Origin of the sequence: Candidatus Manganitrophus morganii, from assembly GCA_021651055.1 — a bacterium.
GTDB classification, from domain to species: domain Bacteria; phylum Nitrospirota; class Nitrospiria; order SBBL01; family Manganitrophaceae; genus Manganitrophus; species Manganitrophus morganii.
This window is the reverse complement of sequence record JAJHOH010000001.1, coordinates 1,316,911-1,341,700: the sequence shown is the minus strand read 5'-3', so window position 1 is coordinate 1,341,700 and position 24,790 is coordinate 1,316,911. Positions and strand designations below refer to the sequence as shown.

Sequence of the window (24,790 nt, the reverse complement as noted above, 5' to 3'; positions counted from 1 at the left end):
CGTCGGATTCGAATGACGGGCTCTTCACAGCGCGATTCGGTAAGAGAGGCGGTGGACCGCCGATTTCAACGATCAGATGCGCGGGTAAGTGCTTGCAACCTTTTGACAAGATTTTGCGAATTCAAACCTTACTGTAGGGAGACTCGGAATGAAACGGCGCTGGTGCGGTTTTTTTCTCTTCTTTTTGATGCTGGGGTGGGTGGCCGCGGCGGGTGCGCAGACGCCGCTCTTCTCGGATGACTTCAACCGGACCGGAAGCAACCTGGGACCGAATTGGTCGGCCGTCGTCGGAAGCTTCTCGACCGATGGGACGCAGGCGGTCTCCCAGTCGGCCCAGAACTGGGCGAAGGTGACCGCCGCCATCGGAACCGACGATTACCAGGTCGAAGCGCGCATCACGCCGCCGGCCGGGAGCAATTATACCGGTCTGGTGGCCCGGGGGGATGCCGCTTTCTTCTACAAGGATCTCTACGCCGTCCAAATCGATGCCGTCAGTCAGAAGGTAACCCTTTATCGCCGGAACGCCGGGACCTGGACCTTGCTGAGAGGGGGGGCGGCCCCGGGGGGGATCGTTGCAGGAACGTCTTACCTATTGGCGATGAAGGTCTCCGGAAGCAATCCCGTTCAACTGGAAATTCTTTTCCAGGGAGCCCTTCTTTTTTCCTACAGCGACAGTGCCGCAAACCGCATTCTGAACGGCGCGCCCGGAATTCAGAACTATAACAGTGGCGTGAGATATGATCATTTCGTCGTTTCTTCATTGACCCCTCCGACCGGCAATCAGCCGCCGGTCGCCTCTTTTTCGGCCGGCCCCACCTCGGGGAGTGCGCCGTTAGCTGTTTCCTTTAATGCCTCGGCCTCCTCCGATCCGGATGGCTCGATCGCGACCTTTTCTTGGAATTTTGGCGATGGAACGACCGGGAGCGGTGTGACCACCGGGCATACTTATCAGACCGCCGGAACTTTCACCGCGACACTGACGGTAACCGACAACAGCGGCGCCCAGAACAGCACGACGAGGACGATCTCGGTCCAATCCACGGGAGGGGGGGGAGGAGAGACGATCCTCTTCGAAGACAACTTCAACCGGACCGGAAGCACCCTGGGGACAAACTGGCGGCTCGACGGGGGAAGCTTCTCGACCGACGGGACGATGGCCGTTTCGGGCGGGTCGGCCAACTGGGCGGGGGTAACGACGTCAATCGGCACCTCGGACTACGCCGTTGAGTCGATTCTGATCGTTCCGGCGGGGAGTTTCTACTCCGGGATCGCCGCGCGGGGAAAGAGCACCGCGGTCAACAGCGACAACTACAACCTTCAGATCAGCACCCAAGGCACCGTCAATCTCTACCGCCGAAACGCCGGCGCCTGGACGCTCCTTAGGTCGATCGCTGCGCCCGGCGGGATCGTGGCGGGGACCCCTTACAAACTTAAACTAAAGGTGAGCGGCGCGAACCCAACGAACCTGGAGGTCTCATTTCAGGATGCCCTTCTCTTCACCTATGCCGACAATTCCACCGGCCAGCTCTTTTCGGGCCAGCCGGGGATCTCCAATTACAATGCCGGGGTGAAATACGACCACTTCCGCGTGATGGGGCTCGGCAGCGGCGGCGGCAATCAGAGCCCGGTCGCCCGATTCACCTGCACGCCGAGCAGCGGGACCGGGCCGCTGACGACGACTTGTGATGCGTCGGCGTCGTCCGATCCGGACGGGTCGATCGCCAGCTTCTCCTGGAGCTTCGGCGATGGAACGACCGGGAGCGGTGTGACCACCGGCCATACTTATCAGAACAGCGGCAGTTATACGGTCACATTGGTTGTGACCGACACAATGGGAGGGCGGGGGACGGCGAGCGGAACGATCACCGTTAATCCGGCCGCGGGAACAGGGTGGACCGCTTCCAGGGTGCCCGGTGATTTAAAGGGGGTCCACTTCGTCGATCGAAACATCGGCTGGGCCACCGGAATGGATCTGGGAATCTTTAAGACAACCGATGGCGGGAAGAGCTGGACGAAGCAGACGAACATCGTCTGGAAGAGCACCCCGCCGGAGATCCTCCCCGATGTGTATGACGTTTTCTTTATCAATAATCAGGTCGGCTGGGCCGCCGGATGGCCGGAGCTAATTCTGGGGACCACCGACGGCGGGGCGACCTGGCGGGAGCAGCACCTCAACCGCGCTTATACCACCCCGACGAATTACTGTGAGGCGTTTGACGCGGCTGGGACCTGTCTGAGGAAAAAAGGGCCGTACATGCGCCGCGTCCGCTTTGCCGATGCGTCGAACGGCTGGGTCGTTGGCCGATACGGCTACATCTTTAGGACGACCAACGGCGGGACGACCTGGACGTTCATCCGGCAGAACTGGCCGCTGCCGGTTCCCTGTCCGCCACGGACCGCGTACACCCCTCATTGGTTTGGGCTTGATGTGGTGAGCACGAATGAAATCTGGATCTCCGGCGGGATGGACGACGGGACCGGCTGTCCCGGTTGGAACCGGGTGATCGTTCACTCGAACGATGGGGGGGCGACCTGGATTTATCAAAACGAGCTGCCTGAATTCGGCGGCCTCGGCGGGAGCGGCCGGTACCACGATCTACATCTGATCGGCAATCTTGGCTGGGCGGTCGGCGAGATCGGGGCGATCCTTCGGACGACCGATCATGGGGCGACCTGGAGACAGGTGACGAACACCGGGGCCGGAAACATCTCGCTCTGGGGCTTGGCCTTCCCCGACCCGCAGCATATCTGGATCGCCGGCACCGGCGGTCTAATTCTTCATAGCGCCGACGGCGGAACCACCTGGGTGAAGCAGAACAGCAACACGGCGAATCGGCTTCACCGGGTTTCGTTTGTGGATGCTTTCTTCGGCTGGGCGGCGGGACATCTGGGGATAATTACCAGGACAACGAGCGGCGGGCGCTAATTTGACGTCAGGGTCGGGGCGACACATGCGTCGCCCCGGCAGTCTTTAACCATCTGTTGTGAAGATCGCCGGAACATCTCTTCCCAGATCGAGGCGGTCTCCTCCTGGAAGAGGAGATCGGCATCTCCCGGGAGGACCCGCCAGTCGCCGCGGTCGATTTCACCTTGAAGCTGACCGGACGCCCAGCCGGCGTAGCCTGAATAAACCCGAAAAGGATCCTTCAAGTCTTCCCGCGTGATGAGATCGGTGAGGGTTTCAACCGGGGGGGCAACGTAGACCTTCTCAAAAATCGGAACGGCCGCTTCCGGCGGCCTCTCGGTCCGCAAGAGGAGGATCGTCACTTCCCGCTGGACCGGTCCTCCGATAAAAATCGTCTCAGATCGTTTTTCAAATTCCTGGGTCTTCGGAAAGGCGCGTGAGAGCGGCGTCCGTGTCGGCCGGTTGATGACCACCCCGACGCTCCCTCCCGGTCCGTGCTGCGTGATCAGCACGACCGTCTTGGAAAAATTCGGGTCGAGCAGCCGGAGATCGGCGACGAGGAAGACCCCTTTCTTGATTTTCGTTTGTTGCCGCGCAGCGAGAAGGGAGGGGGGCGTCGCCGTGACGAAGAGCGTCGAGAGCAGAAGGGATAAAGAGATCATCCGATACCAGCTAGACATGTCCTTTTTCTCTTGGGTCAGCCGACTATCTGCGCGGCTGAAAAGCTCTCGCTGGCCCACTCCAATGCCTTTCGATAGAGCGGGGGGATTTTTTCTTCATCGATCTTTTTCCGGGCGGCCAGCTCCGAGAATCGATTCCACTCCCCCTGTTCGTAGGAGCGCATCAATTCATAAATATCGCCCAGCGGCCCTTTTTCTCCCATCAGGGCGGCCTTGATATCTTCGGCGATCGGCATCTCGACGAGGATGTCGAGAAGCGGCCGGTCGACGATGGCGTCGATCAAGGAGAACATTCCCATCAGAAAGAGATCCTGTGCGCGTTCGGAGAGGCGGACCATCGGCGCCAGCTCCTCCATGTATCTTCCCCTCAAGATCGCTTGAAAGACCAACTCGTTCGGTTTGTCTTTCGCCATACTCGAGAGGGAGATGAACGAAGCCCAACGCTTGAAATCGCTCTCGCCCAACATGACGAGCGCATGTTTGATCGAGCGAATTTCGACCCGCCAGCCGAAAAAGGCGGAGTTGATATAACGTAGAAGTTTGTATGAGAGCGACATCTCCATCTTCATGATCTCTTCGACCTTTTCGTAATTGAGGTCGGGCCGATGGATTTCCTGGAGGATTCGAAGGTAATTGACTTTGAAGCCGGGAATCTCCTTCCCTGAAATAATGGTCGGCTTGCTGAAGAAAAAGCCTTGAAAATAGCTGTATCCCATCTCCATCGCTTCTTGAAGCGTCTCGCGTGTTTCCACCTTTTCCGCCGCAAGGTGGATCCCCCGGGGAGCATATCGTTCGATCAGCCGCTTCTGCTCATCTTTCTTCGTCGTCAAGAAGTCGATCTTGAGAATATCGGCCATTTCCACCAGCGGCTTGTATCGCTCCTCGTCGATGAAGTCATCGAGGGCGATCAGGTATCCCGCTTGCTTCAATTTTCGGCAGGCGGCGATGACCTCCCGATCGGGCTCGACCGTTTCCAAGATCTCAACCACCGCCATTTCCCGGGGGAGCAGGGCGATGTAGCCGTTGACGAGCATCCCACGGCTGGTGTTGATGAAGGCTTTTTTCCCTCCCGTGATGGTATCGATTCCAAAGGTAAAGAAGGTGTCGAGGGCGACTTTGCTCGAGGCGTGTTCAACATCGGGGTGGTTGAAAATGTTTTCAAGGCTGGACCGGAAGAGGAGTTCGTATGCGTAGACCTGCTGTTGCCGGTCGAAAATCGGCTGGCGGGCGATAAAGATTTCCACCGCTTACCTCCAGGATCGTTTCAAGGGATACCATGGAACCGGAGAGGGGTCAAGCCTTAAGTAGGATCGACCCTCCCGCTTTCTAGCCCCCCTCAATTCGAAAGGCGGGTGGGGAAATTCCTTCATGCCGGCATTGGGGGCATCGGCTGGGACTCGAAAATTTTCGACGATCGGAAAAGGTGAACTGACATTGATTACAAAAAGAAGGGGCGATGATCAGCCGCTTCGGCGGCCGCACGCTCTTCGCCACGTGCTCCAGATGTCCGAGGATCTCTTTCTCGGTGGCGCGCAGGCGCTTCGAGAGGTCGCGCGCGGTCATCATCCGGCTTTCCAATTCGACCATGATTTTTTTCCGGAGGGTCTCCGAGGCGGGACGGTTGGACGAGGGGAGGTTTCGATCGGTCATCGAACGGCCTCCGGCGGAGGAGGGGATAGGATTGCTTGCGGCTTTCCGAACAGAAAACCTTGCGCAAAATGAATCTCCATCTCCCGCACGATGCTCAATTCCTCTTCGGTTTCAATCCCCTCGGCAATGATTCCGGAGGGCTCATGATTCCGCAGCGCCCCCACCAACTCTTTGAGAAACTGGCGGAACACCTTTGATTCGACCGCCTGGAGGATGGCCGATCGGTCGATTTTGATGTAGTCGGGAACGAGCTGGGAGATAAAGGGAAGGGAGACAAAACCAGCTCCGAAATCATCCATGGCAAATTTAAATCCTTGTTCTTTCCAGCTTCGAGCGATTTGCAGGCGTTGGTCGATATTATGGAGGGCCTCCGATTCGGAGATCTCCAAAATGACTTCGACGTCTGGGGGTTTGGAAATCAGGCCAACCTGATCGAGGAGGTTGAAATCGACATTGATGAAGACGCGCTGCAGCCGGAGCCGTTGCGCCGCCTTGAGCTGCAATTGAAAACAGATCCGTTTTAACTCGCTCAACTGGCCGATCGCCTGATACTTTTTGAAAAGCTCGGCGATGCTGAGCTTCCCCTGAGGATCGCGGCTGAGCGCTTCATACCCGATGATCCGATGGGAGGAGATCTCGATCACCGGTTGAAAGACGGTCGTCACCGCGTTTTCATCCAGATCATACTCTTTGTCCCCGATGTGGATCTTGTCTCCCCCCTTTTTGGCGATGTAGAGGGAGCGGTCGGCCATGCTGATCAATTCGTCGACCGTCCGGCCGTGCTCGGGATAAAGGGAGATACCGATGCTGACGTCGAGGGGAATATCCGCTTCATTCCCAATTTTGAGAATTCCTTCCCTGATCCGGTTGGCCGCCGTGAGAACCCCGTCACGGGTTGCTTTCGAAAGGACCACCACGATCTCATCTCCTCCCCAACGGAAGATTAAATCGATGCCGCGTGTGGAGTCAAGGATGCTTAACGCCACCGCCTTCAACATGCGATCGCCGACCTGATGGCCCAAGGTGTCGTTCAGCACTTTAAAGAAATCGAGGTCGCACATTAAAATCGCGACGGGGTATTTCTCCCGGTTCGCCCGTGCGATTTCATCTTCGGCCCGCTGGTCGAAGTAGCGCCGGTTGTAGAGGCCGGTGAGGGAGTCCCGGATGGCTTGCTCCTGCAGCGCCTTCTCGTTCCGCCGGCGCTCGGTGATATCGCGGAAGCTCCAGACGCGGCCGCTGGTCTTCTCGATCTGTTGCGGCTTGGAATAACGCTCGAAGATTTTTCCATCTTTGAATTCAAGGATATCGTAACTTTCCGCCTCCGGTTGAGCATAAAGCTCCCGGATCTTGGCGATGAACTGTTCCGGTTCCTTCAATTGCCCGAGGACATAGTTGATGGATTGGTTATCGTCTTGGGAAGCGATAATCTCGGGGGGGATCTGCCACATATCGACGAATTTTCGGTTAAATGTTCTGATTTTTCCCGTCTGGTCGACCACGAGGAGTCCGTCGGTGGTCGACTCCAAGGCGGCGTTCACCAATGAAAGAGCGGTCTTCAGCTCCTCTTCTTTTTGTATTCGATCGGGCATTTTATTTTCAAGATCTTTGCCGGTCGTTTCAACTGTTCCAGCATGCTCCGAGATCGATTGCTCCATCTTTCTGAGAAGCTGTCGATTTTCTTCTTTCGTTGCCTCTGCCCGATGTCGCGCCGATCCCCATGCGACTGAAAGAGAGGTGATTAAAAAGGCTTTGAAGAAGAACCACTCGGATGTTGGAAGAGGGTCGCTTGGGGGGGGGAGACCTCCGTGAAGAAGCATGGATGAAAAGGAGGCAAGGAGACCCGGTCCGACCCCTCCGTACCAGGTGCTGACGATGGTGGTTGCGGAGAAAAGAAGGAAGGAAACCTCTCGACCGATCAGAGGGATCAAAGTCGTTTTGAGAGGAAAGGAAATGGCAACGACGGCAAGAGCAAAGCCGTAGCGATAGACCGAATTTTTACAAGTTGTCATCTTTGTTGAGCGAACTTAAGTCGCCAATTGTTTTTTTAAGTATATCGGCTAAAGCTGTTTCGTCAAGAAAGGAGGGAAGAGGCGCTGCTGATGGAAAAATTTATTACAAGCAATTGACTGCTTAAAAAACAAGTTTTTGATCGATCAAAGGGGGGAAAAAATGGAAGTGAACTGGCCGTATGGAGCGGTTCTGATTCCACGAGTAAGATCTCCTCAATGTGAATTAGATCGACTCTTTCCTTCAATCTTTATGACAAATTGCGCTTTTTCGTTGAATCCTGTGAAACATTATTCTATAGTGATGCGCAACTAAGGAAGGTATGGTCATCGTGACGGGATCTGGTGTAAAAGCGAAAACGGGAATGAATAATGCGACACGTTGATGATCCCCTTGTTCCTTATTTCGGTCTCAGGAAACAAAAAAGGTTAGCTTTTCAGCTAACCTTTATATCAATAAATCTAAGTTTTGGCGGTTTAGTTGGTTGCGGGGGCCGGATTTGAACCGACGACCTTCGGGTTATGAGCCCGACGAGCTACCAGACTGCTCCACCCCGCAACTGCATCCTAACAGATGGGGATAGTGAAGTCAAGGTTGAATCTCTGAGGAGGAGACATGAAGCGCGTTCCATCCCTGACATTCGATTTCAAAAACATGATGACCGATCAGATCGGACCGGTGCACGGCATGGGAGAAGAGGAATGCGCGCGCGCCTTCCCTTTGTTGGATGATGTTTACCGCACATTCCGGGAGAGTCGAAACAAAGGGAATCTGGCGTTCCTGGATCTCCCCTATCAACCGACGGAGAAGATCAAGACACTCGCCAAAAAAGTCCAAGGCCGGTTCGAAAATTTTGTTCTTCTTGGAATCGGCGGATCGGCGCTGGGGCCGATCGCCATCCAACAGGCGCTCCATTCCCCCTATTATAATCTCCTCTCGAAAAAAGAACGGGGCGGGCCGAGAATGTTCTTCCTCGACAATGTCGATCCGACCGAAGTCGCCTCTCTTCTTGAGGTGCTCGATCCCTCCAAGACCGCGGTCAATGTGGTAACGAAGTCGGGGGGGACAATCGAAACGCTGGCGCAGTTCCTGATCGTTCAAAAGTGGATTTATAAGAAGGTTGGGAAGGAGAAGGGAGCGGCCCATTTCATCGTCACTACCGATCCCAAAAAGGGAACGCTGCGTGAAATCGCACAAAAGGAAGGATTCGCAACCCTCGACATTCCGGAGCAGGTCGGTGGCCGGTTTTCCGTCTTAACGCCGGTGGGGCTCTTCCCGGCGGCGGTTTCCGGGATCGATATTGATCTGATGCTGCAAGGGGCGGCCGATCTGGATCAAGAGTTTCAAAAAGTTCCTCCCCACGAAAACGCCGCGGTTTGGGGGGCCTTCGTGCATCATTGGGCTTACTTGATCAAGCGGAGGAATATCCTGGTGTTGATGCCCTACTCGGAGGCGTTGGTGGGAGTGGCTCAGTGGTTTGTACAGCTCTGGGCGGAAAGCTTAGGAAAGGAAAAAGATATCAGCGGCAAGAGAATTTCCGTCGGACAGACCCCGGTGGTCGCGGTCGGGGCCACCGATCAACACTCTCAGCTTCAACTCTATATGGAAGGGCCGGTTGATAAGACCATTCAGTTTCTCATCGTCGGATCGTTCGGGAAGGATCTTCCCTTTCCGACGGTTCGGTCCGACACCCCGATCGGGCTGCTTGCGGGTCACACGTTGGGAAGTCTTTTGAAGATCGAACAGCGCGCGATTGAAGCGTCGCTTGTGGAGTCGGGCCGGCCGAATTGTAAACTCATCGTCCCGGAGATCAACCCCTATTATTTAGGGGCTCTTTTTTATTTCTTTGAATTTCAGACCGCTTTTGCAGGGAAGCTCTACGGAATCAATCCATTCGATCAGCCGGGTGTGGAGGCGGGGAAAAGGATCATTCATAAATTGTTGAAGGAAGAAGGACAGAACCGCACCAAAGAGACCTCCAAGCGACGTTGAGCCGGGGCTCTGTTCGTCTGCCGCGCTCGCCGACGGTACAGCGGCGCGGCAGACATAAGGCGAACGGATTCAGACGCTTCGTTGACGGAAAACCTATTTTATCTTCTTCGGATCTTGATAGATCATCAGATGGGCGTAAGGGGTTCCATCCCACATCACATAGGCGCCGAGCTTGTTCGGCATGGATGGAATTCCGGATGTTTTCGAATCCAACGGCCATAGGAGCATCCAGTGGGGAGGCTCCTCGATGGGTGTCGCCCCCGCTTCATTTTTCATGAGAATCTTTCCGTCCTTTTCAAAATGCCAACCCCCGCGCGCCATGTAAGCGACACCCGGTGCGGTATTGGTCGGGTTGGGCGCCCCGCTCATCAGGTCATTGATCCATTTGCCCGATTGCTCATCGTAACAAATGGGGTCAGGCACCGGCATTCCATCGACATCGGGGATACAAGTAAAGCCGTTGGTTCCTTTCTTGGCTTCAACCATTTTGCCGTCCGCGCCCGGCACCATGACCGTCGCGTCCATTGAGATATGAACGGGTGCGGCGCTCAGCGCCAGCTTGATCAACTGTTTTTGAGACATCTCCTTGATTCCCTTCTTTTCCTTCTTCCCTTTCCCCTTTCCCTTCTCTGCAGCATCGAGAGAGAGGGTGAAACTGAGAGCAAATACGATCATACCGACTGTAACGAGAACGCGCTTCATCATTTTCCCTCCTTTGTGGTTTTGGGTGGTAAGCAGGTATCGATTTAGGTGCCTCGTTCTCCAGGCGCGAGCGCCGATTCAGAAGGCGCACGGCTGAAATTTATTTTCCTGTGGAATACGATGGGATATTATCTGAGCACGTAGGTAATCGCAAGCAAAATATTAACTTAGTAATATATATGTAATTCATCTTTTAAGCAGATCGCCGGTCGAAGCTCTGAGATAGGGCTTGATTAGGCCTCAGCGAGCCGGTATAATTTTTATTTCGGATGGATGGGAGTTCATGATGGCTGTTCTGGAAATTGTGAAATATCCGGCCACGGTTCTGCTTCAGCGTGCCGAAGAGGTTCGAGAGGTCGACGGCGCGCTTCAAAAGCAAATCGACAAGATGATCGAGACCCTCTATGCCGCGCCCGGTCTCGGGCTGGCCGCCCCTCAGGTAGGCGATTCCCGCCGTTTTTTTGTTTACGATCTCTCGGTTCAAGAGGAAGAGCCGGTTGCCCGCAAAGGACCGCTGGTTGTTCTCAATCCGGAGATTTTGGAGATGGAAGGGGAAGAGGTTTCCGATGAGGGTTGCCTTTCCATTCCGGGCTATCATGAAAAGGTGAAACGGGCCTATCGTGTCCTTCTCCGGGGTCTTGACCGGGATGGGAAAGAGATCCGTCTCGAAGGAGAAGGGCTCCTCGCCCGGCTCTTTCAGCATGAGGTGGACCACATCAACGGCGTTCTGATGGTCGACCGCTTTAGTAGCCTTAAAAAAGATATCTTCTTCCGCAAGTTTAAAAAAATGCTGAAGCAGGGAGAGTCCTTTTGAGATGCCCGCACCGAACCCAAAGCGGCTGCGCGCTGTTTTCATGGGGACTCCCGACTTTGCCCTCCCCACGTTCGAGGCGCTCGCCGAGTCTGAAGAGATTATTACCGTCGTCACTCAGCCTGATCGTCCGAAGGGACGCGGCGAGATCTTAACCCCTCCTCCGATTAAAATGGCCGCTCTCAAGCGGTCGATCCCGGTTTTACAACCGGAGCGGATTCGAAAAGATCCCGCTTTCATCCAACATCTCTCTCAGCTCGCACCCGATGTCATCATTGTCGTCGCCTTCGGCCAGATTCTTCCGGAGTCGGTGTTGAAGATCCCGCGATTCGGCTGCATCAACGTCCATGCGTCTCTCTTGCCGAAGTACCGCGGGGCGGCGCCGATTCAGTGGGCGATCATCCGGGGAGAGCGGGAAACCGGGGTGACGACGATGCAGATGGACCCCGGGATGGATACCGGACCGATGTTGCTTCGGCGTTCTGTCCCGATCGAGCCGAGCGATACGGCGGCGACCCTTTCTCCGCGCCTGGCGAAGATCGGCGCGTCGGTCTTGATCGAAACCCTCTCTATTTTGAAGGAGGGGAAGCTCGCTCCGATTACGCAAGATCATTCGCAGGCGACTCTGGCGCCCCTTCTTAAAAAAGAAGACGGCTTCATCCGTTGGGAGGAGAGCGCCAAGGCGATCTCCCATCGGGCAAGAGGGGTCGATCCCTGGCCGGGAATGACGACCTTCTATCAGGGAAAACGATGGAAGATCACAAAACTTCATGTCGGAAGCCGGGAGGGAGAATGGGGCCGGCCGGGTGAAATCATCCGTCTTTCCGAGAAAGGACTTGAAGTGGCGGCGGGGATGGGTTATATCTTAATCAATGAATTGCAGCCGGAAGGGGGTCGGAGGATGACCGCTCAGGAGTATGCGGCGGGCCATCCGATCCAAGAACGGACTGTTCTGCACCAATAAGGAGGAATCTACGTGAACGCATTGAAAACAACCTTTTTCCTGACCCTATTAACGGTCCTGCTTGTGTTTGCGGGGAAGGCGTTGGGCGGAAATCAAGGGATGGTTCTGGCGTTTGGTTTTGCCCTGGTCATGAATGGAGTCAGCTACTGGTTTTCGGATAAAATCGTTCTGAAAATGTATCGTGCTCAACCGGTCACCGAGGCCGACGCGCCGCAGCTTTATAATATCGTGGCCGATCTGGCGATGCGCGCGAAGATGCCGATGCCGAAGGTCTACCTCATCGACAATCCGACCCCGAATGCTTTTGCGACCGGCCGCAACCCAAGCCATGCCGCGGTGGCGGTGACCACCGGGATCATGCGGATTCTGAATCGGGAAGAGTTAACCGGTGTCTTGGCGCATGAGCTTTCCCACGTTCGGCATCGCGATATTCTTATCTCCACCGTGGCCGCGACAGTAGCCGGGGCCATCTCCATGATCGCCAACATGGCGCAGTGGGCGATGATCTTCGGCGGTTTCGGCGGCCGGTCGGATGATCGCGAAGGGGGGATGAGCGGATTGGGGGCGATCGTCATGATTATCTTGGCGCCGATCGCGGCGATGATGATCCAAATGGCGGTCTCCCGTTCCAGGGAGTTCGAAGCCGATGCCGGGGGCGCGAAGCTTTGCGGCAATCCGCTTTGGCTGGCCGAGGCGTTGCGGAAGTTGCACATCGGTGTTCAGCGGGTTCCGATGGATGCCAACCCGGCGACCGCGCACATGTTCATCGTCAGCCCCTTGCGAGGGGGCGGGATGATGTCGCTTTTCTCGACCCATCCTCCGATGGAGGAGCGGATTGCTCGGCTGGAAGCCATGGTCTACGGCCGACGATAAGGGTAAATCGATCATTTCGAAACAAAGACTCATACGTTCCAATAAGAAGCCCCCGGCCGCCCGGCCGGGGGCTTTGTTTCTCTTGGCTGAATCGGAATCGAGACAGGAAGATCTCAGTGCACTGATCGACCGTTATTTAACCGCCTATCCGATGGAGCGGCGCGATCGGGCGCTGTTGACCGAGCTGGTCTACGGCATCCTCCGCCAGCGAGGCTATCTCGACTGGCAGATCGATCATTTCTCCAAAGTCAAAAAAATCCACCCGGCGATTCGGAACATCCTTCGACTCGGGCTGTACCAGCTTCTGTTTCTTGACAAGATTCCTCCTTCCGCAGCAGTGAACACTTCGGTAGAGCTGGCGAAGGAGGAAGAGGGGATCGCCGCCTCCCGGCTGGTCAACGGTCTCCTACGAAACATCCTCCGACAGAAAGATCATCTCCCTGCGCCCGATCCGAAAGGCGATCCGGTCACGTTTATTTCGGTCGCCACCTCCCACCCGGATTGGATGGTCCGCCGATGGCTCGCACATTGGGGCCGGGAAAAAACATTCCAGTTCTGCCAATCCAATAACGAAGTCCCACCGACCACGCTTCGAACCAATGTCTTAAAGATTGGAAGAGAAGACCTGGTGAAGCGGCTGGAGGCGGAAGGGGCGACGGTCACCCTCTCAACGCTTTCTCCCCATACACTTTTTGTTCGAGGTATTTCTGTCTCCTCCCTTCCTTCTTATCGGGAGGGGCTTTTTTATGTTCAGGACGAAGGGGCACAATTGATCTCCGATCTGGTCGATCCGCAACCGGGAGAGAGCCTCCTCGATTTTTGTGCCGCGCCGGGAGGCAAGACGACCCATCTGGCCGAGTTAGCGGGCGGGCGGGCACGCGTGACGGCGACCGATATCAATGCCGATCGGCTTCATTTCATTCGGGAGAATCTCAGCCGTCTGCAGACACCCGGTATTGAGATAGAAACGCTCGCTCAGGCAACAGCCGCTGAACGGCGTTACGATCGCATTCTAATTGATGCCCCCTGTTCGGCCCTTGGAATTCTGCGGCGGATTCCCGAAGGGAAGTGGCGGAAGAAGCCGTCGATCATCCCCGACTATGCCAAGGAGCAGCGGCAGATTCTGGAGCAGGCGTTGAATCATCTAAAAGTCGGCGGCCGATTGATCTATGCAACCTGCTCCACCGAGCCGGAAGAAAATGAAGAGCAGACGGCGGCCTTTGAAGCGGCCCATCCGGAGCTAAAGAGAGAAGATCCCCGGGAGAGTCTTCCCGAAGGTGCCCGGAAGTATGTTGATGAGCGGAATCATTTTACAACGCGCTTCAATTCGGATAAAATGGACCAGTTTTTTGCCGTCCGTTGGATCCGCATCGCGTAGGAGAAAAAGATGACACCATCCGGTCGATCCGGTTCTGGAAACAAGGGAAGGAAGATCGCGCCGTCGATCTTATCGGCCGACTTCTCGCGGCTGGGGGAAGAGATCAAGGCAGTTGATGCGGCGGGGGCCGACTGGATTCATATCGATGTGATGGACGGCCGGTTCGTCCCGAATCTGACGGTCGGGCCGTTGATCGTCGAGGCGGCAAAAAAGGTGACGGCGCTCCCGCTCGATGTCCATTTAATGATCGTAGAGCCGGATCACCTGATCCCGGAGTTCATCAAAGAAGGAGCCACTTCGGTCACGGTCCATGTGGAAGCCTGTCCGCATCTTCACCGGACGATTCAGCTGATCAAGCAGCAAGGGGCGCGCGCGGGGGTTTCGTTGAATCCGGCGACCCCGATTTCGGCGATCGAAGAGATCATCGACGAGATCGATCTTCTCCTACTCATGTCGGTGAATCCCGGCTTCGGAGGTCAGAAGTTTATCCCGAAGGTTCTCGATAAAATTCGGGCCGCTCGGAAAATGATCGATGCGCGAGGACTCGCGGTTGATCTGGAAGTCGACGGCGGAATCAAGGCGACCAACGCGCGTCAGCTCGCCGAGGCGGGGGTCGATGTCTTCGTCGCCGGTTCTGCGATTTTTGAGAGCGAGGACTATCGAGCGACGATCCGTCAATTTCGCGAAGAGATTACATAAAGGGTGATGTGTGGAAGAGAATGAAATTTTAAAGCTGGCGGAGAGTCTCCATCCCCTTGAGCGGAAGGTCCTGCCCATTTTTCAGGGGCAGGAGCGCCTGGGTGAAGAAGAGATTCTTCGGAGAGAGCCTCTGCTGCAGCCCTCTCAACTATCGATGGCGCTCGGATGGCTCCTTTCAAAAGAAGTAATCAAGGTGATTGAGGAGCAGCGGCAGGAGCTGGTTTCGTTGACCGAGGTCGGCCGATCATATGCCGCGCAGAAGAACCCGGCGCTCCGAATGGCCGACGAGATCCGCTCGCGGGGCCAGGTTCCGATCCGGGAGCTTCAGCAGCGGACCGACATGGAGCCGGATGAGAAGAGCGGGGCGATCGGTGCCTTGAAAGAGACCGGCGCGGTCCGTGTGGTGCCCGGCGGACTGCTGGAGATCGCCGACCCCTCCAAGCTTGCAGAGTTCGAGCAACTTCAGGCAGTGATTGGGCGACTCTCTCAGACCTTCGAAGAATCGGAGATGACGGCCCTCTCTTCTGAAGACCAAGCGACGATTGCGGCCTATCATCGGAAGCGGGGGAAGTCGAAGGGGATTTTCCGGGTCAATGAGCGGATCACCCGGATTTATGCGCCGACGGAGCGTTTTGGCCCGCTCTATGAGCGGAGCCAATCGGTGGGGGGGGCCGAAGAAGTCGGTACCCTCACCCCCGAAATGCTGAAAGAGGGGAGTTGGAGGGGGAAAAAATTCAGAAAATATAATATCCAGCTTCCCCCTCCCCGAATCGTCGGCGGCCGGAAGCATCCTTATCGAAGCTTCCTCGATCAGGTCAAACAGAAGTTCATCTCGATGGGGTTCGAAGAGATGCGCGGCCCGCTGGTGGAGAGCGAGTTCTGGGACATGGACGCCCTCTACATGCCGCAGTTCCATCCGGCGCGGGAAATCCACGACGTCTACTTTGTTGAAGGGATCGACAAGCGTATTCCGGAGAAGGTGGTCGCGCGGGTGGCTGCCGCTCATCGAAACGGCGGGGAGACAGGCTCGCGGGGCTGGCGTTATCCCTTCGATGTGCAGCGGACCCGGCGATTGGTCCTCCGGAGCCAGGGAACGGCGGTGTCGGCCCGGACGCTGGGGGGGAAACCGAAGATTCCTGGAAAGTACTTCTCCATCGCCCGTTGTTTCCGGTACGATCAGGTCGATGCGACCCACGCCCCCGACTTCTTCCAAGTGGAGGGGATCGTTCTGGGACAGGAGATTCATTTCCGCACCCTGCTCGGGCTGCTCACCCTTTTTGCGAAAGAGGTGGCGCGGGCGGAGGAGATCAAGTTTCTCCCGGCCTACTTCCCCTTCACGGAACCGTCGGTCGAAATGCATGTCCGGCATCCGAAGCTCGGCTGGATGGAGTTGGGTGGGGCGGGACTTTTCCGTCCGGAGGTAACGAACCCGCTGGGGGTCGACGTTCCGGTGATTGCCTGGGGGCTCGGGTTGGATCGGATGGCGATGGTGGCGCTGGGGATCTCCGATATTCGGGATCTCTTCTCGCCCGACCTTGGATTGATCCGCGAAAAACGAACGGTACAGGAAGGACTGGGTTAGACGCGATGCCGACGATTGAGATCAAAATCAGCGATTTTGAATCGCTCCTGGGAAAAGGAAAGATCAGCGAGACCCAACTCGAATCGCTCCTGGAGTATGTGAAGGGGGAGGTGAAGGATTTTCTTCCGAAGGAAGATACCGCCAAGATCGAATTAAACGACAGCAACCGGCCTGATCTCTGGTGCCCGGAGGGAATCGCGCGCCAGGTCCTCCTGATGGAATCGAAGCGGAAGAACCATCCATTTTTTACCGATCGGAAGGGGACAGCGGATCGGAAGGTGACGGTGGCAAAGGAATTAAAGTCAATCCGTCCCTATCTGGCGGCTTGTGTCGCACGGGGGATGCGGGTGACCGATCCGATCCTGGTTCAGCTCATCCAAACTCAGGAGAAGCTGGCGGAGATCTTTGGGCGAAAACGCCAGACGGTTTCGATCGGCCTCTATCGGCTTCCGAAGATCGTCTTCCCGGTCCGGTACGAAGTCGCCGATCCGGCCAAGACCCGGTTCACGCCGCTTGGGTTCGATCAACCGATGAGCCTTGCCGAAATCCTCACACGCCATCCGAAAGGGGTGGCCTATGCCCACACATTGAAGGGGGCCGATCGTTATCCGATCTTGATCGATGCGAAAGAGCAGATTCTCTCCTTCCCGCCGATTATCAACAGCCGGGAGATCGGAGAGGTCCAGGTGGGGGATTCCGAGCTTTTTGTCGAAGTGACCGGCCATGATTTGAGGATGGTGTTGCTGGCACTGAATATCTTTGCTGCCAATCTTTCCGACCGCGGGGCGACGATCGAGCCGGTCACCGTCCAGTTCCCGGAGGAGACCGAGTTCGGCAGGGAGATCGTGATGCCGCTCGATTTCTCCGCTCCCTTGGAGGTGAGCCTCGACGACTTCAACCAGGTGCTCGGGGAGAAGGTGACAAAAGAAGAGATCACCTCCCTTCTGACGCGCTACGGTTACACCCTCTCCGGCGAAGGGAAACCGTTCCGGGTAACCGCCCCGCCCTATCGGGACGACATGATGCACCCGATCGATGTGATCGAAGATTTTGTGATCAGCCGCGGGATTGCGCATTTTGAGCCGGAGATGCCGTCGACCTTCACCGTCGGATCGCTTTCGCCGTTGGAGCGGCTCTCCGACCGCCTTCGGGAGGAGATGGTTGGTTTGGGTCTTCAGGAGGTCTTCTCGAATGTCCTTGGTTCCCGCCAGGAGTTTGTGGAGCGGATGCGGGTCGAGCAGGTAGGGAAAGAGCGGCCGGAAGGGCGCCTGATCGAGATCAAAAATCCGATGACGGAGCGTTTTTCCATCTTGCGCCCTTGGCTTCTGCCGTCGTTGCTGCGGGTGGAGAACGCCAGCTCCAAGGCCTTTTATCCTCACCGGATTTTCGAAGTCGGCGAGGTGGCGCGGTTCACGGCGTCGGGAGAAGAGACGGAGACCCGCGTTCATCTCGCGGCGTTGATGGCACATCCGACCGCCAACTTCTCCGAACTGCACGCCGTCCTGGAGGCTTTCTGTTACAACCTTTCGCTTCGCTATCGATTGGAGGCGATCTCTCACCCGACCTTCATCGAGGGGCGGGCCGGGGCGATTTTCGTCGGGGAGCGGGAGGCTGGAATCATCGGTGAGATCGATCCGGAGGTCCTGACCCGGTGGCAGATCGGAATGCCGGCGGCGGCCTTTGAGATCGACATCGAATCTCTCGACCAAAATAAAAAGGGATGATGGAACGACCGATCCATCACCCCTTCCCTTCAAAATCTTTATCCTGAGATCCCCTTTATCCTTTGATCTTTGCCTGTACCGTTGCGAGGATCCGGCTAAAGCCGGTTGCATCGTGAACCGCCATTTCGGCGAGGATCTTTCGATTCAGCAAGATCCCTGCTTTCCGCAAGCCCTCCATAAAGCGGCTGTAGGTCATCCCCTCGCCCCGCACGGCGGCGTTGATGCGTGCAATCCAAAGGGCTCTGAAATCACGTTTTTTCGCTCGCCGGTCTCGGTAAGCATAAACAAGCGACTTGTCGACGGCTTCTGTGGCGCTTCGGTAAAGCCGGCTTTTGCCGCCGTAATAACCTTTCGCCATCTTGAGGCGATCGTTCCGGCGTTGTCGGGTTTTGGGACCCCCTTTTGCTCTGGGCATTTTATAACTCCTTCTGTTCTGAAATCCAATTGTAGGGGCGCCATTTATGGCGCCCTCTGGAACGGGCGTGATAAATCACGCCCCTACACAAACCACATCACCAATCTGTGTTTGTATTAATTTCCGTACGGGAGCAGTCGCGCGATCGCGGAGACCTCTCCGGGGTGGACGGGAACATCTCCTCCCAGACCCCGCTTCCGTTTGGCCTCTTTATGGGTAAGCAGGTGTCGCTTTCCCGCCTGCTTCCGCATAATTTTTCCGGTCCCGGTGATCTTAAAACGTTTGGCTGCGCCCCGATGTGTCTTTAATTTGGTTCTCATTTACTCTCCTTTGTTAATTTGGGGATCAAGAGCATGACCATGCTGTTCCCCTCCATCCTCGGGGGATTTTCAGGCGCCCCCACATCCTGGAGTTGCTGTAGGATCTGGGCCATGATCTCCCGTCCCTTTTGCTGATAAGCCATTTCCCTTCCCCGAAACATCAGTGTGGTCTTCACCTTGTTGCCCGAGGAGAGGAAGTCTCTGGCATGTTTTATTTTGAAGTCGAGATCATGCTCCCCCGTGAAGAGTCTGAATTTCACCTCTTTGACGTGGGTTCCCTTTTGGTTCAGTTTCGCGGCATGGTCTTTTTTACTCTGCTCATACTTGTACTTGCCGAAGTCCATGATTCTGCAGACGGGGGGCGCGGAGGTCGGAGCGACTTCGACCAGATCGAGTCCGTACTCCTCCGCCTTCTTGGTGGCGTCGCGCGACGACATGATTCCCAACTGCTCCCCTTCGGGGCCGATGACCCGAACTTCCCTTGCCCGGATTTCTAAATTAATCCTTAATTTCGCGACGATAGAAGCCTCCGTTATTTATTCGTTTGGTCGCCGTAGGGGCGTATTGCAATACGCCCCTACGTGGTTCGAGTTGTGATCTCTTCCGAAATTTTTTTCTGAAAAGTTTCCAACGTCATGGTCGTGCTCTCTCCGGCGCGATTTCGGACGGCGAGGGTCTGATCGGCCGCCTCCCGATCGCCGACCACCAGCATGTAGGGGACCTTCATCAGTTGCGCTTCACGGATCTTCAGTCCGATTTTCTCGTTCCGATCATCGACCTCGCATCGGATGCCCGCTTCACCGAGCCGTTGCTGGATCTGCCCCGCATAGTCCCTCTGCCGCTCGGTAATCGGAAGGATCTTCGCCTGAACCGGCGAGAGCCAGGTCGGGAAGGCCCCTGCATAATGTTCGATGAGGATACCGAAGAAGCGCTCAATCGATCCCATCAGGGCCCGGTGGATCATGATCGGCTGATGTTCTTTTCCATCTTCCCCGCGATAGGTGATGCCGAATCGTTCGGGGAGGTTAAAATCAACCTGGATGGTCGTGCATTGCCATGACCGCCCCAGGACATCTTTGATCTTCATATCGATCTTGGGACCATAGAAAACCCCCTCTCCGGGGTCGATCTGATAGGCCAGGCCCTTCTGCTTCAACGCACTCTCCAGCGCCGCGGTCGCTTGCTCCCACCGCTCAAGGCTTCCGACGTATTTCTCGGGACGGGTCGAGAGATAGACATCATAGCTCTCAAACCCGAAGGTCTTCAAGACGAATGTGGTGAAGTCGAGGACTTTTAAGATCTCCGATTCGATTTGGTCGGGACGGCAGAAGAGATGGGCGTCATCTTGCGTAAAACCGCGCACCCGCAGAAGACCGTGCAAAACCCCGGAGCGCTCGTACCGGTAGACTGTTCCCAACTCGGCCCAGCGAAAAGGAAGGTCCCGGTAGCTTCGAAGGTGCGACTTGTAGATCATGATGTGAAACGGACAGTTCATCGGCTTGAGCTCGAAGGGCATCCCGTCGATGTCCATCGGCGCGTACATATTCTCTTTGTAAAACTGGAGATGGCCGCTCTGCTTCCAGAGATCGAGCCGGGCGATATGGGGCGAATAGACCAACTCATAACCCGACTTGACGTGGGCCTCGCGCCAGAAATCTTCCAGTGTCTTTCGGATCATCGCCCCCTTTGGGTGCCAAAGAACCAATCCAGGGCCGATCTCGTCGGAGATGGAGAAGAGGTCGAGCTCTTTGCCGAGCTTCCGATGGTCCCGTTTTTTGATTTCTTCCAGCTTCTTCAGATGGGCGTCGAGCTCTTCTTTTTTCGCAAACGACGTCCCGTAGATCCGCTGGAGCATTTTGTTCTTTTCGCTGCCGCGCCAGTAGGCCCCGGCGCTGGAGATCAGCTTAAATGCCTTTACCTTTCCGGTGGAGGGGACATGCGGACCCATGCAAAGATCGATGAAGTCTCCCTGGCGATAAGCTGAGATCGGGGGCTCGATCTCCTCGATCAGCTCTACCTTGTATGACTCGCCCCGCTCCTCAAAGAGCCGGACCGCCTCTTCTTTCGAGAGCTCCATTCGAAAAATCCGGAGATCGCGTTTCGTGATCTCCACCATCTTCGCTTCGATTTTCTCAAGGTCTTCCGGGGTGAAGGGGCGCTCGAAATCAAAATCGTAATAAAAGCCGTCTTCAATGGGGGGGCCGATCGTCATCTTGGCTGTCGGGAAGAGTTCTTTTACCGCCTGCGCCATCAGATGAGCGGAACTATGGCGGTAGACCTCTTTCCCCTCCGGCGAATCGAAGGTCAGGAAGTCGATTTCCCCATCGCTCTCAACCGTTGCAGAGAGATCCCGCGGCTGACCGTTCACACGGACGGCAATGACCTCTTTGAGTTTTCCGAGCGATTTGACCAGATCAAAAAAGGTGGTTCCGAGAGGGACCTTTTTCTCAGTTTGGTTTTCTAAACGAAGTGTTGCTTCAGCCATCTAAACACATCTCTAAAAGTAAAAAACAAATAAAAGGCATCCGCATTGAAAGATGCCTTTTATTTGCAAAGGAGTCGGTCTTTCGAATGGAGGCGGTAGAATCGAAAGGCCAGAAAGTGGTAGGCACGGGCGGTTTTGAACCGCCGACCTCTTGCGTGTCAAGCAAGCGCTCTCCCCCTGAGCTACGCGCCTATCTGAGACGATGAAATTTTCCCTAATCCTATAGAAATGAGGTCAGATTGTCAAGTCAAAAGGAGGAGTTCGGAGATTGCGGCCGGCGTGAAAGGGCCGAAGCCGTGCGGGTCTCTCCCCCTTATTTCTTCTTTGTGACTGTGATTTTGAGTTCCTTGATTTTTTTTCGAAGGGTATTCCGGTTCATCCCGAGAAGGAGGGCCGCCTGGATCTGGTTTCCGTTGGTCTCTTTAAGGGCCAACGCGATCAGGGGCTTTTCAAACTCTTGTATCAGCAGGCTATAGAGGTTCTTGACCTCGCACTTTTTGATTTTTCCGACGAAGTCGGCCAGTTTCTTCTCCACGAGCTCGGCCAGGTTGGGCTCGTGCCCATTCGTCTTCTCGAAGCCATCCCGATGGGGGGGCGTTTTGGAATGAAGGCTGAGCGCCGTCTCCCGGATCTGCCGCGTTGTCTTCTTCAACAACGGGGTGGAAGCGATAATGGCATAAAACTCCTGCCCCTCTCCTCTTAACTTCTCGAGCGCTTTGATCTCTCGGTCCCAATCTCCTTCTGAATCGATGATAATCAGAGGGTGGCCGTTCCGGGCATGGGATTTCAGCGAGGCGGAAGAGGTCACCGTTGTGTTTTTACTCACCTCTTTTTGAAAGAGCGCAAGAAGCGCTTCATCTTTGTGGACGAGGAGGATATCAGGGGCCATGGGATGCTCCGCGTGGGGGATTGAGGGATGCCGGATTGAAACGATGCGAAAGTGATCCCCCTGTCTACCACAGCCCTTTATTTCTTGTCAACAGATTTATCATATTCCGGAACGGTACGGAATACGATTTTATCATCCGCGACGTCCACCTCGATATGATCCCCTTCTTTGAAGGCCCCTTCCAGGATTTTGACGGAGAGCGCATTGAGGATATCCCGCTGGATGACCCGCTTCAACGGCCGCGCCCCAAAAACCGGATCGTATCCCTCCCGGGCCAGGTATTGTTTGGCCGATGGGGCGAGGGAGAGCGTAATCCGTTTTGAAACAAGGCGCTCTTGCAATCGTTTCAATTGAATGTCGATGATCTTCTCCAGGTGTTCCCTCTGAAGCGGATGGAAAATGATGATGTCGTCGACCCGGTTGAGGAACTCCGGTTTGAACGCGGTTCTCAGGATGCGAAGGACCTCGTTTCTCATCTCCTGCTCATTTCCGGTCAGCTCCTGGATCTGCTGGCTTCCGATGTTCGAGGTCATAATCAGAATGGCATTGGTGAAATCGACCGTCCGGCCTTTCCCATCAGTGAGTCGTCCATCATCCAGAACCTGAAGCAGAATGCTGAAGACGTCGGGGTGGGCCTTCTCGATCTCATCGAAGAGAATGACAGCGTAAGGCCTTCGCCGGACCGCTTCGGTTAATTGCCCTCCTTCATCGTATCCAACGTAACCCGGAGGGGCTCCGATCAAACGGGCGACGGCATGTTTCTCCATATACTCCGACATATCGATCCGGATCATCGCCTGTTCGTCATCAAAGAGAAATTCGGCCAGCGCGCGCGCCAGCTCGGTTTTACCGACCCCGGTCGGTCCCAAAAAGATGAAGGAGCCGAGCGGTCGGTTCGGGTCCGAAATCCCCGCCCTTGCACGTCGAATCGCATTCGAGACCGCCGCGATCGCCTCCTCTTGGTCGACCAGCCGTTCGTGAAGGCGCTCTTCCATATGGATCAATTTTTCCACCTCGCCTTGAAGCAATCGGGAGACCGGAATGTTGGTCCACTTCGAGATAATTTCGGCGATGTCCTCCTCATCGACCTCCTCTTTCAGCATTTTCGTTTCAGACTGTGTCTCCCGAAGACGACGATTCTCCTCCTCCAGTTGCTTTTCCAGGCTGATTAGCTTGCCGTAGCGAAGCTCCGCCGCTTTGCCGAGATCGCCCATCCGTTCGGCCTGCTCCGCTTGTATTCGGGTCTGCTCGATTTCTTCTTTTAGGGAGCGGATTTTTTGGATCGCCTCCTTCTCGGCTTTCCAGTGCGCTGAGAGCTGGTTTGCTTCCTCCTTCAGATCGGAGAGCTCTTTCTCGATTTTTTGGAGGCGTTCCTTCGAGGCCTGGTCTTTTTCTTTTTTGACCGCTTCCATCTCGATTTCGAGTTGCCGGATCCTTCGATAAATCTCATCAAGCTCGGTCGGCATCGAATCGATCTCCATCCGCAGCCGTGAGGCGGCCTCATCGATCAGGTCGATGGCTTTGTCCGGCAGGAAGCGATCGGTGAGGTACCGATGGGATAAAACGGCGGCGGCGACCAGCGCGGTATCTTTGATCCGTACGCCGTGATGGACTTCATACTTTTCCTTGAGGCCGCGCAGGATGGAGATCGTCTGCTCGACCGTCGGCTCTTGGACCAGAATCGGCTGAAACCGTCGCTCCAGGGCGGGATCTTTCTCGATGTGTTTTCGGTATTCATCGATCGTCGTCGCCCCGACGCACCGAAGCTCGCCGCGCGCCAACGGCGGTTTCAGCATGTTGGAGGCATCCATCGCCCCCTCTGCGGCCCCGGCGCCGACGAGCGTGTGGAGCTCGTCGATGAAGAGGATGACCTCTCCTTGGGAGTCGACCACCTCTTTGATGACCGCCTTCAGGCGCTCTTCGAATTCTCCCCGGAATTTGGCGCCGGCAATGAGGGCCCCCATGTCGAGCGCATGGACCCGTTTGTTCTTGAGGCTTTCCGGGACATCCCCCGAGACGATCCGCTGAGCGAGCCCTTCGACGATGGCGGTCTTTCCGACCCCAGGCTCTCCGATCAGAACCGGGTTATTTTTTGTCCTGCGGGAGAGGACCTGGATCACCCGGCGGATCTCTTCATCCCGGCCGATCACCGGATCGAGTTTCCCCCGGCGGGCCAGGTCGGTTAAATCTCGAGAATATTTCGCCAGCGCCTGATACTTTTCCTCCGGATTGGGGTCGGTGACCCGATGGGATCCGCGGACTTCCACCAAGGCGGCGAGAACCTTGTCCCGCTGTACGCCGAACGAGGAGAGGATCGGGTAGACCGAACTCTTCGGATCGAGGAGGCCCAAAAAGAGATGTTCGGTGCTGATGTATTCGTCTTTCAGCTGTTCCGCCTCTTTCTCCGCCCGTTCCACCAGGGAGGCGAGGCTCTGCGTGATGTAGACCTGGCCGACCGATCCGGGACCGCGGACTTCGGGAATGGCCTTCAGCCGGTCATTCAGCTTGGCCCGGAGCGCCTCTAAGGGAATACCCATCTTCTTCAACAGGGTCGGAACGATCCCTTCTTTCTGTTCGATGAGGGCGAGTATCAGGTGAACCTCGTCGATCTGCTGATGATAAGACGATTCCGCCTTCTTTTGTGCCTCCTGAAACGCCTCCTGGGCCTTCGTCGTCAACCGGTCTAAGCGCATCGAAACCTCCTTGTAGAATCA

Annotated in this window: 20 protein-coding genes and 2 tRNA genes; 9 read left to right on the top strand and 13 right to left on the bottom strand. The window is 56.0% G+C overall.

Features of this window, described 5'->3' with window-relative positions; genetic code table 11:
* Nucleotides 1-148 precede the first annotated feature (148 nt).
* Nucleotides 149-2,926, top strand: a complete 2,778-nt coding sequence (locus MCM46_05915; GenBank protein MCG3111344.1) for a PKD domain-containing protein — start codon at nucleotides 149-151, stop codon at nucleotides 2,924-2,926.
* Here MCM46_05915 and MCM46_05910 read toward each other — a convergent pair.
* The 5 genes from MCM46_05910 to MCM46_05890 form a co-directional block, all read right to left on the bottom strand.
* Nucleotides 2,923-3,585 (bottom strand): YqgE/AlgH family protein, encoded by a 663-nt coding sequence (locus MCM46_05910; GenBank protein MCG3111343.1) that lies wholly within the window; start codon nucleotides 3,583-3,585, stop codon nucleotides 2,923-2,925. The two genes, MCM46_05915 and MCM46_05910, sit on opposite strands and share 4 nt — an antisense overlap.
* Before the next feature lie 17 nt (nucleotides 3,586-3,602).
* Entirely contained in the window at nucleotides 3,603-4,829 is a 1,227-nt protein-coding gene (locus MCM46_05905) for an HDOD domain-containing protein (protein MCG3111342.1), read from the bottom strand.
* Nucleotides 4,830-4,911: 82 nt separating this feature from the next.
* Nucleotides 4,912-5,235: a hypothetical protein gene (locus MCM46_05900; GenBank protein ID MCG3111341.1), complete on the bottom strand. Its 324-nt coding sequence runs from the start codon at nucleotides 5,233-5,235 to the stop codon at nucleotides 4,912-4,914.
* Nucleotides 5,232-7,244, bottom strand: a complete 2,013-nt coding sequence (locus MCM46_05895) for a diguanylate cyclase (GenBank protein ID MCG3111340.1) — start codon at nucleotides 7,242-7,244, stop codon at nucleotides 5,232-5,234. The genes MCM46_05900 and MCM46_05895 overlap by 4 nt, the downstream gene beginning before the upstream one ends.
* A gap of 479 nt (nucleotides 7,245-7,723) precedes the next feature.
* A tRNA-Met gene (locus MCM46_05890) sits at nucleotides 7,724-7,800 on the bottom strand.
* A 57-nt stretch (nucleotides 7,801-7,857) separates the two neighbouring features.
* On the opposite strand from MCM46_05890, the gene MCM46_05885 reads away from it, so the two are divergent.
* Complete coding sequence (locus tag MCM46_05885; GenBank protein ID MCG3111339.1) at nucleotides 7,858-9,234, top strand: glucose-6-phosphate isomerase; 1,377 nt, start codon at nucleotides 7,858-7,860, stop codon at nucleotides 9,232-9,234.
* Nucleotides 9,235-9,327: 93 nt separating this feature from the next.
* On the opposite strand, the gene MCM46_05880 is transcribed toward MCM46_05885, so the two are convergent.
* The gene (locus MCM46_05880) at nucleotides 9,328-9,939 is read right to left on the bottom strand and encodes a hypothetical protein (GenBank protein ID MCG3111338.1); all 612 of its coding nucleotides are present in this window, start codon (nucleotides 9,937-9,939) and stop codon (nucleotides 9,328-9,330) included.
* Nucleotides 9,940-10,219: 280 nt separating this feature from the next.
* Between MCM46_05880 and def the strand changes: the two genes are divergently transcribed.
* From def to pheT, 7 genes are all read left to right on the top strand, one after another.
* On the top strand, nucleotides 10,220-10,750 hold the full coding sequence (gene def, locus MCM46_05875; GenBank protein ID MCG3111337.1) for a peptide deformylase: 531 nt from the start codon (nucleotides 10,220-10,222) through the stop codon (nucleotides 10,748-10,750).
* A gap of 1 nt (nucleotide 10,751) precedes the next feature.
* Complete coding sequence (gene fmt / locus MCM46_05870) at nucleotides 10,752-11,711, top strand: methionyl-tRNA formyltransferase (GenBank protein MCG3111336.1); 960 nt, start codon at nucleotides 10,752-10,754, stop codon at nucleotides 11,709-11,711.
* A 12-nt stretch (nucleotides 11,712-11,723) separates the two neighbouring features.
* Nucleotides 11,724-12,584, top strand: a complete 861-nt coding sequence (gene htpX, locus MCM46_05865; GenBank protein MCG3111335.1) for a zinc metalloprotease HtpX — start codon at nucleotides 11,724-11,726, stop codon at nucleotides 12,582-12,584.
* Between the two features lie 82 nt (nucleotides 12,585-12,666).
* Nucleotides 12,667-13,962 (top strand): 16S rRNA (cytosine(967)-C(5))-methyltransferase RsmB, encoded by a 1,296-nt coding sequence (gene rsmB, locus MCM46_05860; protein ID MCG3111334.1) that lies wholly within the window; start codon nucleotides 12,667-12,669, stop codon nucleotides 13,960-13,962.
* A gap of 9 nt (nucleotides 13,963-13,971) precedes the next feature.
* Nucleotides 13,972-14,661, top strand: a complete 690-nt coding sequence (gene rpe / locus MCM46_05855; GenBank protein ID MCG3111333.1) for a ribulose-phosphate 3-epimerase — start codon at nucleotides 13,972-13,974, stop codon at nucleotides 14,659-14,661.
* A gap of 10 nt (nucleotides 14,662-14,671) precedes the next feature.
* Nucleotides 14,672-16,243, top strand: coding sequence for a phenylalanine--tRNA ligase subunit alpha (locus tag MCM46_05850; protein MCG3111332.1), 1,572 nt, complete (start codon nucleotides 14,672-14,674; stop codon nucleotides 16,241-16,243).
* Between the two features lie 5 nt (nucleotides 16,244-16,248).
* The gene (gene pheT, locus MCM46_05845) at nucleotides 16,249-17,967 is read left to right on the top strand and encodes a phenylalanine--tRNA ligase subunit beta (GenBank protein MCG3111331.1); all 1,719 of its coding nucleotides are present in this window, start codon (nucleotides 16,249-16,251) and stop codon (nucleotides 17,965-17,967) included.
* A gap of 55 nt (nucleotides 17,968-18,022) precedes the next feature.
* Here the strand turns inward: pheT and rplT are convergent, their stop codons facing one another.
* From rplT to clpB, 7 genes are all read right to left on the bottom strand, one after another.
* Nucleotides 18,023-18,382, bottom strand: coding sequence for a 50S ribosomal protein L20 (rplT, locus tag MCM46_05840; GenBank protein MCG3111330.1), 360 nt, complete (start codon nucleotides 18,380-18,382; stop codon nucleotides 18,023-18,025).
* 116 nt (nucleotides 18,383-18,498) lie between these two features.
* Nucleotides 18,499-18,702, bottom strand: coding sequence for a 50S ribosomal protein L35 (gene rpmI, locus MCM46_05835; protein MCG3111329.1), 204 nt, complete (start codon nucleotides 18,700-18,702; stop codon nucleotides 18,499-18,501).
* Nucleotides 18,699-19,169: a translation initiation factor IF-3 gene (gene infC / locus MCM46_05830; GenBank protein ID MCG3111328.1), complete on the bottom strand. Its 471-nt coding sequence runs from the start codon at nucleotides 19,167-19,169 to the stop codon at nucleotides 18,699-18,701. Before infC ends, rpmI begins: the two co-directional genes overlap by 4 nt.
* 110 nt (nucleotides 19,170-19,279) lie before the next feature.
* Nucleotides 19,280-21,187, bottom strand: a complete 1,908-nt coding sequence (gene thrS, locus MCM46_05825) for a threonine--tRNA ligase (GenBank protein MCG3111327.1) — start codon at nucleotides 21,185-21,187, stop codon at nucleotides 19,280-19,282.
* 117 nt (nucleotides 21,188-21,304) lie between these two features.
* Nucleotides 21,305-21,379: transfer RNA gene (locus tag MCM46_05820), tRNA-Val, on the bottom strand.
* A 121-nt stretch (nucleotides 21,380-21,500) separates the two neighbouring features.
* Complete coding sequence (locus MCM46_05815) at nucleotides 21,501-22,076, bottom strand: hypothetical protein (protein MCG3111326.1); 576 nt, start codon at nucleotides 22,074-22,076, stop codon at nucleotides 21,501-21,503.
* 77 nt (nucleotides 22,077-22,153) lie between these two features.
* A complete protein-coding gene (gene clpB / locus MCM46_05810) occupies nucleotides 22,154-24,769 on the bottom strand; it encodes an ATP-dependent chaperone ClpB (protein MCG3111325.1) in 2,616 nt (871 codons plus the stop codon).
* Between the last annotated feature and the right edge of the window lie 21 nt (nucleotides 24,770-24,790).

What these genes read in the sequence shown, in the direction of transcription:
- MCM46_05915 (MCG3111344.1), top strand. Translation starts at nt 149, where the DNA reads ATGAAACGGCGCTGGTGCGGTTTTTTTCTCTTCTTTTTGATGCTGGGG.
- MCM46_05910 (MCG3111343.1), bottom strand. Translation starts at nt 3,585, where the DNA reads ATGTCTAGCTGGTATCGGATGATCTCTTTATCCCTTCTGCTCTCGACG.
- MCM46_05900 (MCG3111341.1), bottom strand. Translation starts at nt 5,235, where the DNA reads ATGACCGATCGAAACCTCCCCTCGTCCAACCGTCCCGCCTCGGAGACC.
- MCM46_05895 (MCG3111340.1), bottom strand. Translation starts at nt 7,244, where the DNA reads ATGACAACTTGTAAAAATTCGGTCTATCGCTACGGCTTTGCTCTTGCC.
- MCM46_05885 (MCG3111339.1), top strand. Translation starts at nt 7,858, where the DNA reads ATGAAGCGCGTTCCATCCCTGACATTCGATTTCAAAAACATGATGACC.
- MCM46_05880 (MCG3111338.1), bottom strand. Translation starts at nt 9,939, where the DNA reads ATGATGAAGCGCGTTCTCGTTACAGTCGGTATGATCGTATTTGCTCTC.
- def (MCG3111337.1), top strand. Translation starts at nt 10,220, where the DNA reads ATGATGGCTGTTCTGGAAATTGTGAAATATCCGGCCACGGTTCTGCTT.
- fmt (MCG3111336.1), top strand. Translation starts at nt 10,752, where the DNA reads ATGCCCGCACCGAACCCAAAGCGGCTGCGCGCTGTTTTCATGGGGACT.
- rpe (MCG3111333.1), top strand. Translation starts at nt 13,972, where the DNA reads ATGACACCATCCGGTCGATCCGGTTCTGGAAACAAGGGAAGGAAGATC.
- pheT (MCG3111331.1), top strand. Translation starts at nt 16,249, where the DNA reads ATGCCGACGATTGAGATCAAAATCAGCGATTTTGAATCGCTCCTGGGA.
- rplT (MCG3111330.1), bottom strand. Translation starts at nt 18,382, where the DNA reads ATGCCCAGAGCAAAAGGGGGTCCCAAAACCCGACAACGCCGGAACGAT.
- rpmI (MCG3111329.1), bottom strand. Translation starts at nt 18,702, where the DNA reads ATGAGAACCAAATTAAAGACACATCGGGGCGCAGCCAAACGTTTTAAG.
- thrS (MCG3111327.1), bottom strand. Translation starts at nt 21,187, where the DNA reads ATGGCTGAAGCAACACTTCGTTTAGAAAACCAAACTGAGAAAAAGGTC.
- MCM46_05815 (MCG3111326.1), bottom strand. Translation starts at nt 22,076, where the DNA reads ATGGCCCCTGATATCCTCCTCGTCCACAAAGATGAAGCGCTTCTTGCG.
- clpB (MCG3111325.1), bottom strand. Translation starts at nt 24,769, where the DNA reads ATGCGCTTAGACCGGTTGACGACGAAGGCCCAGGAGGCGTTTCAGGAG.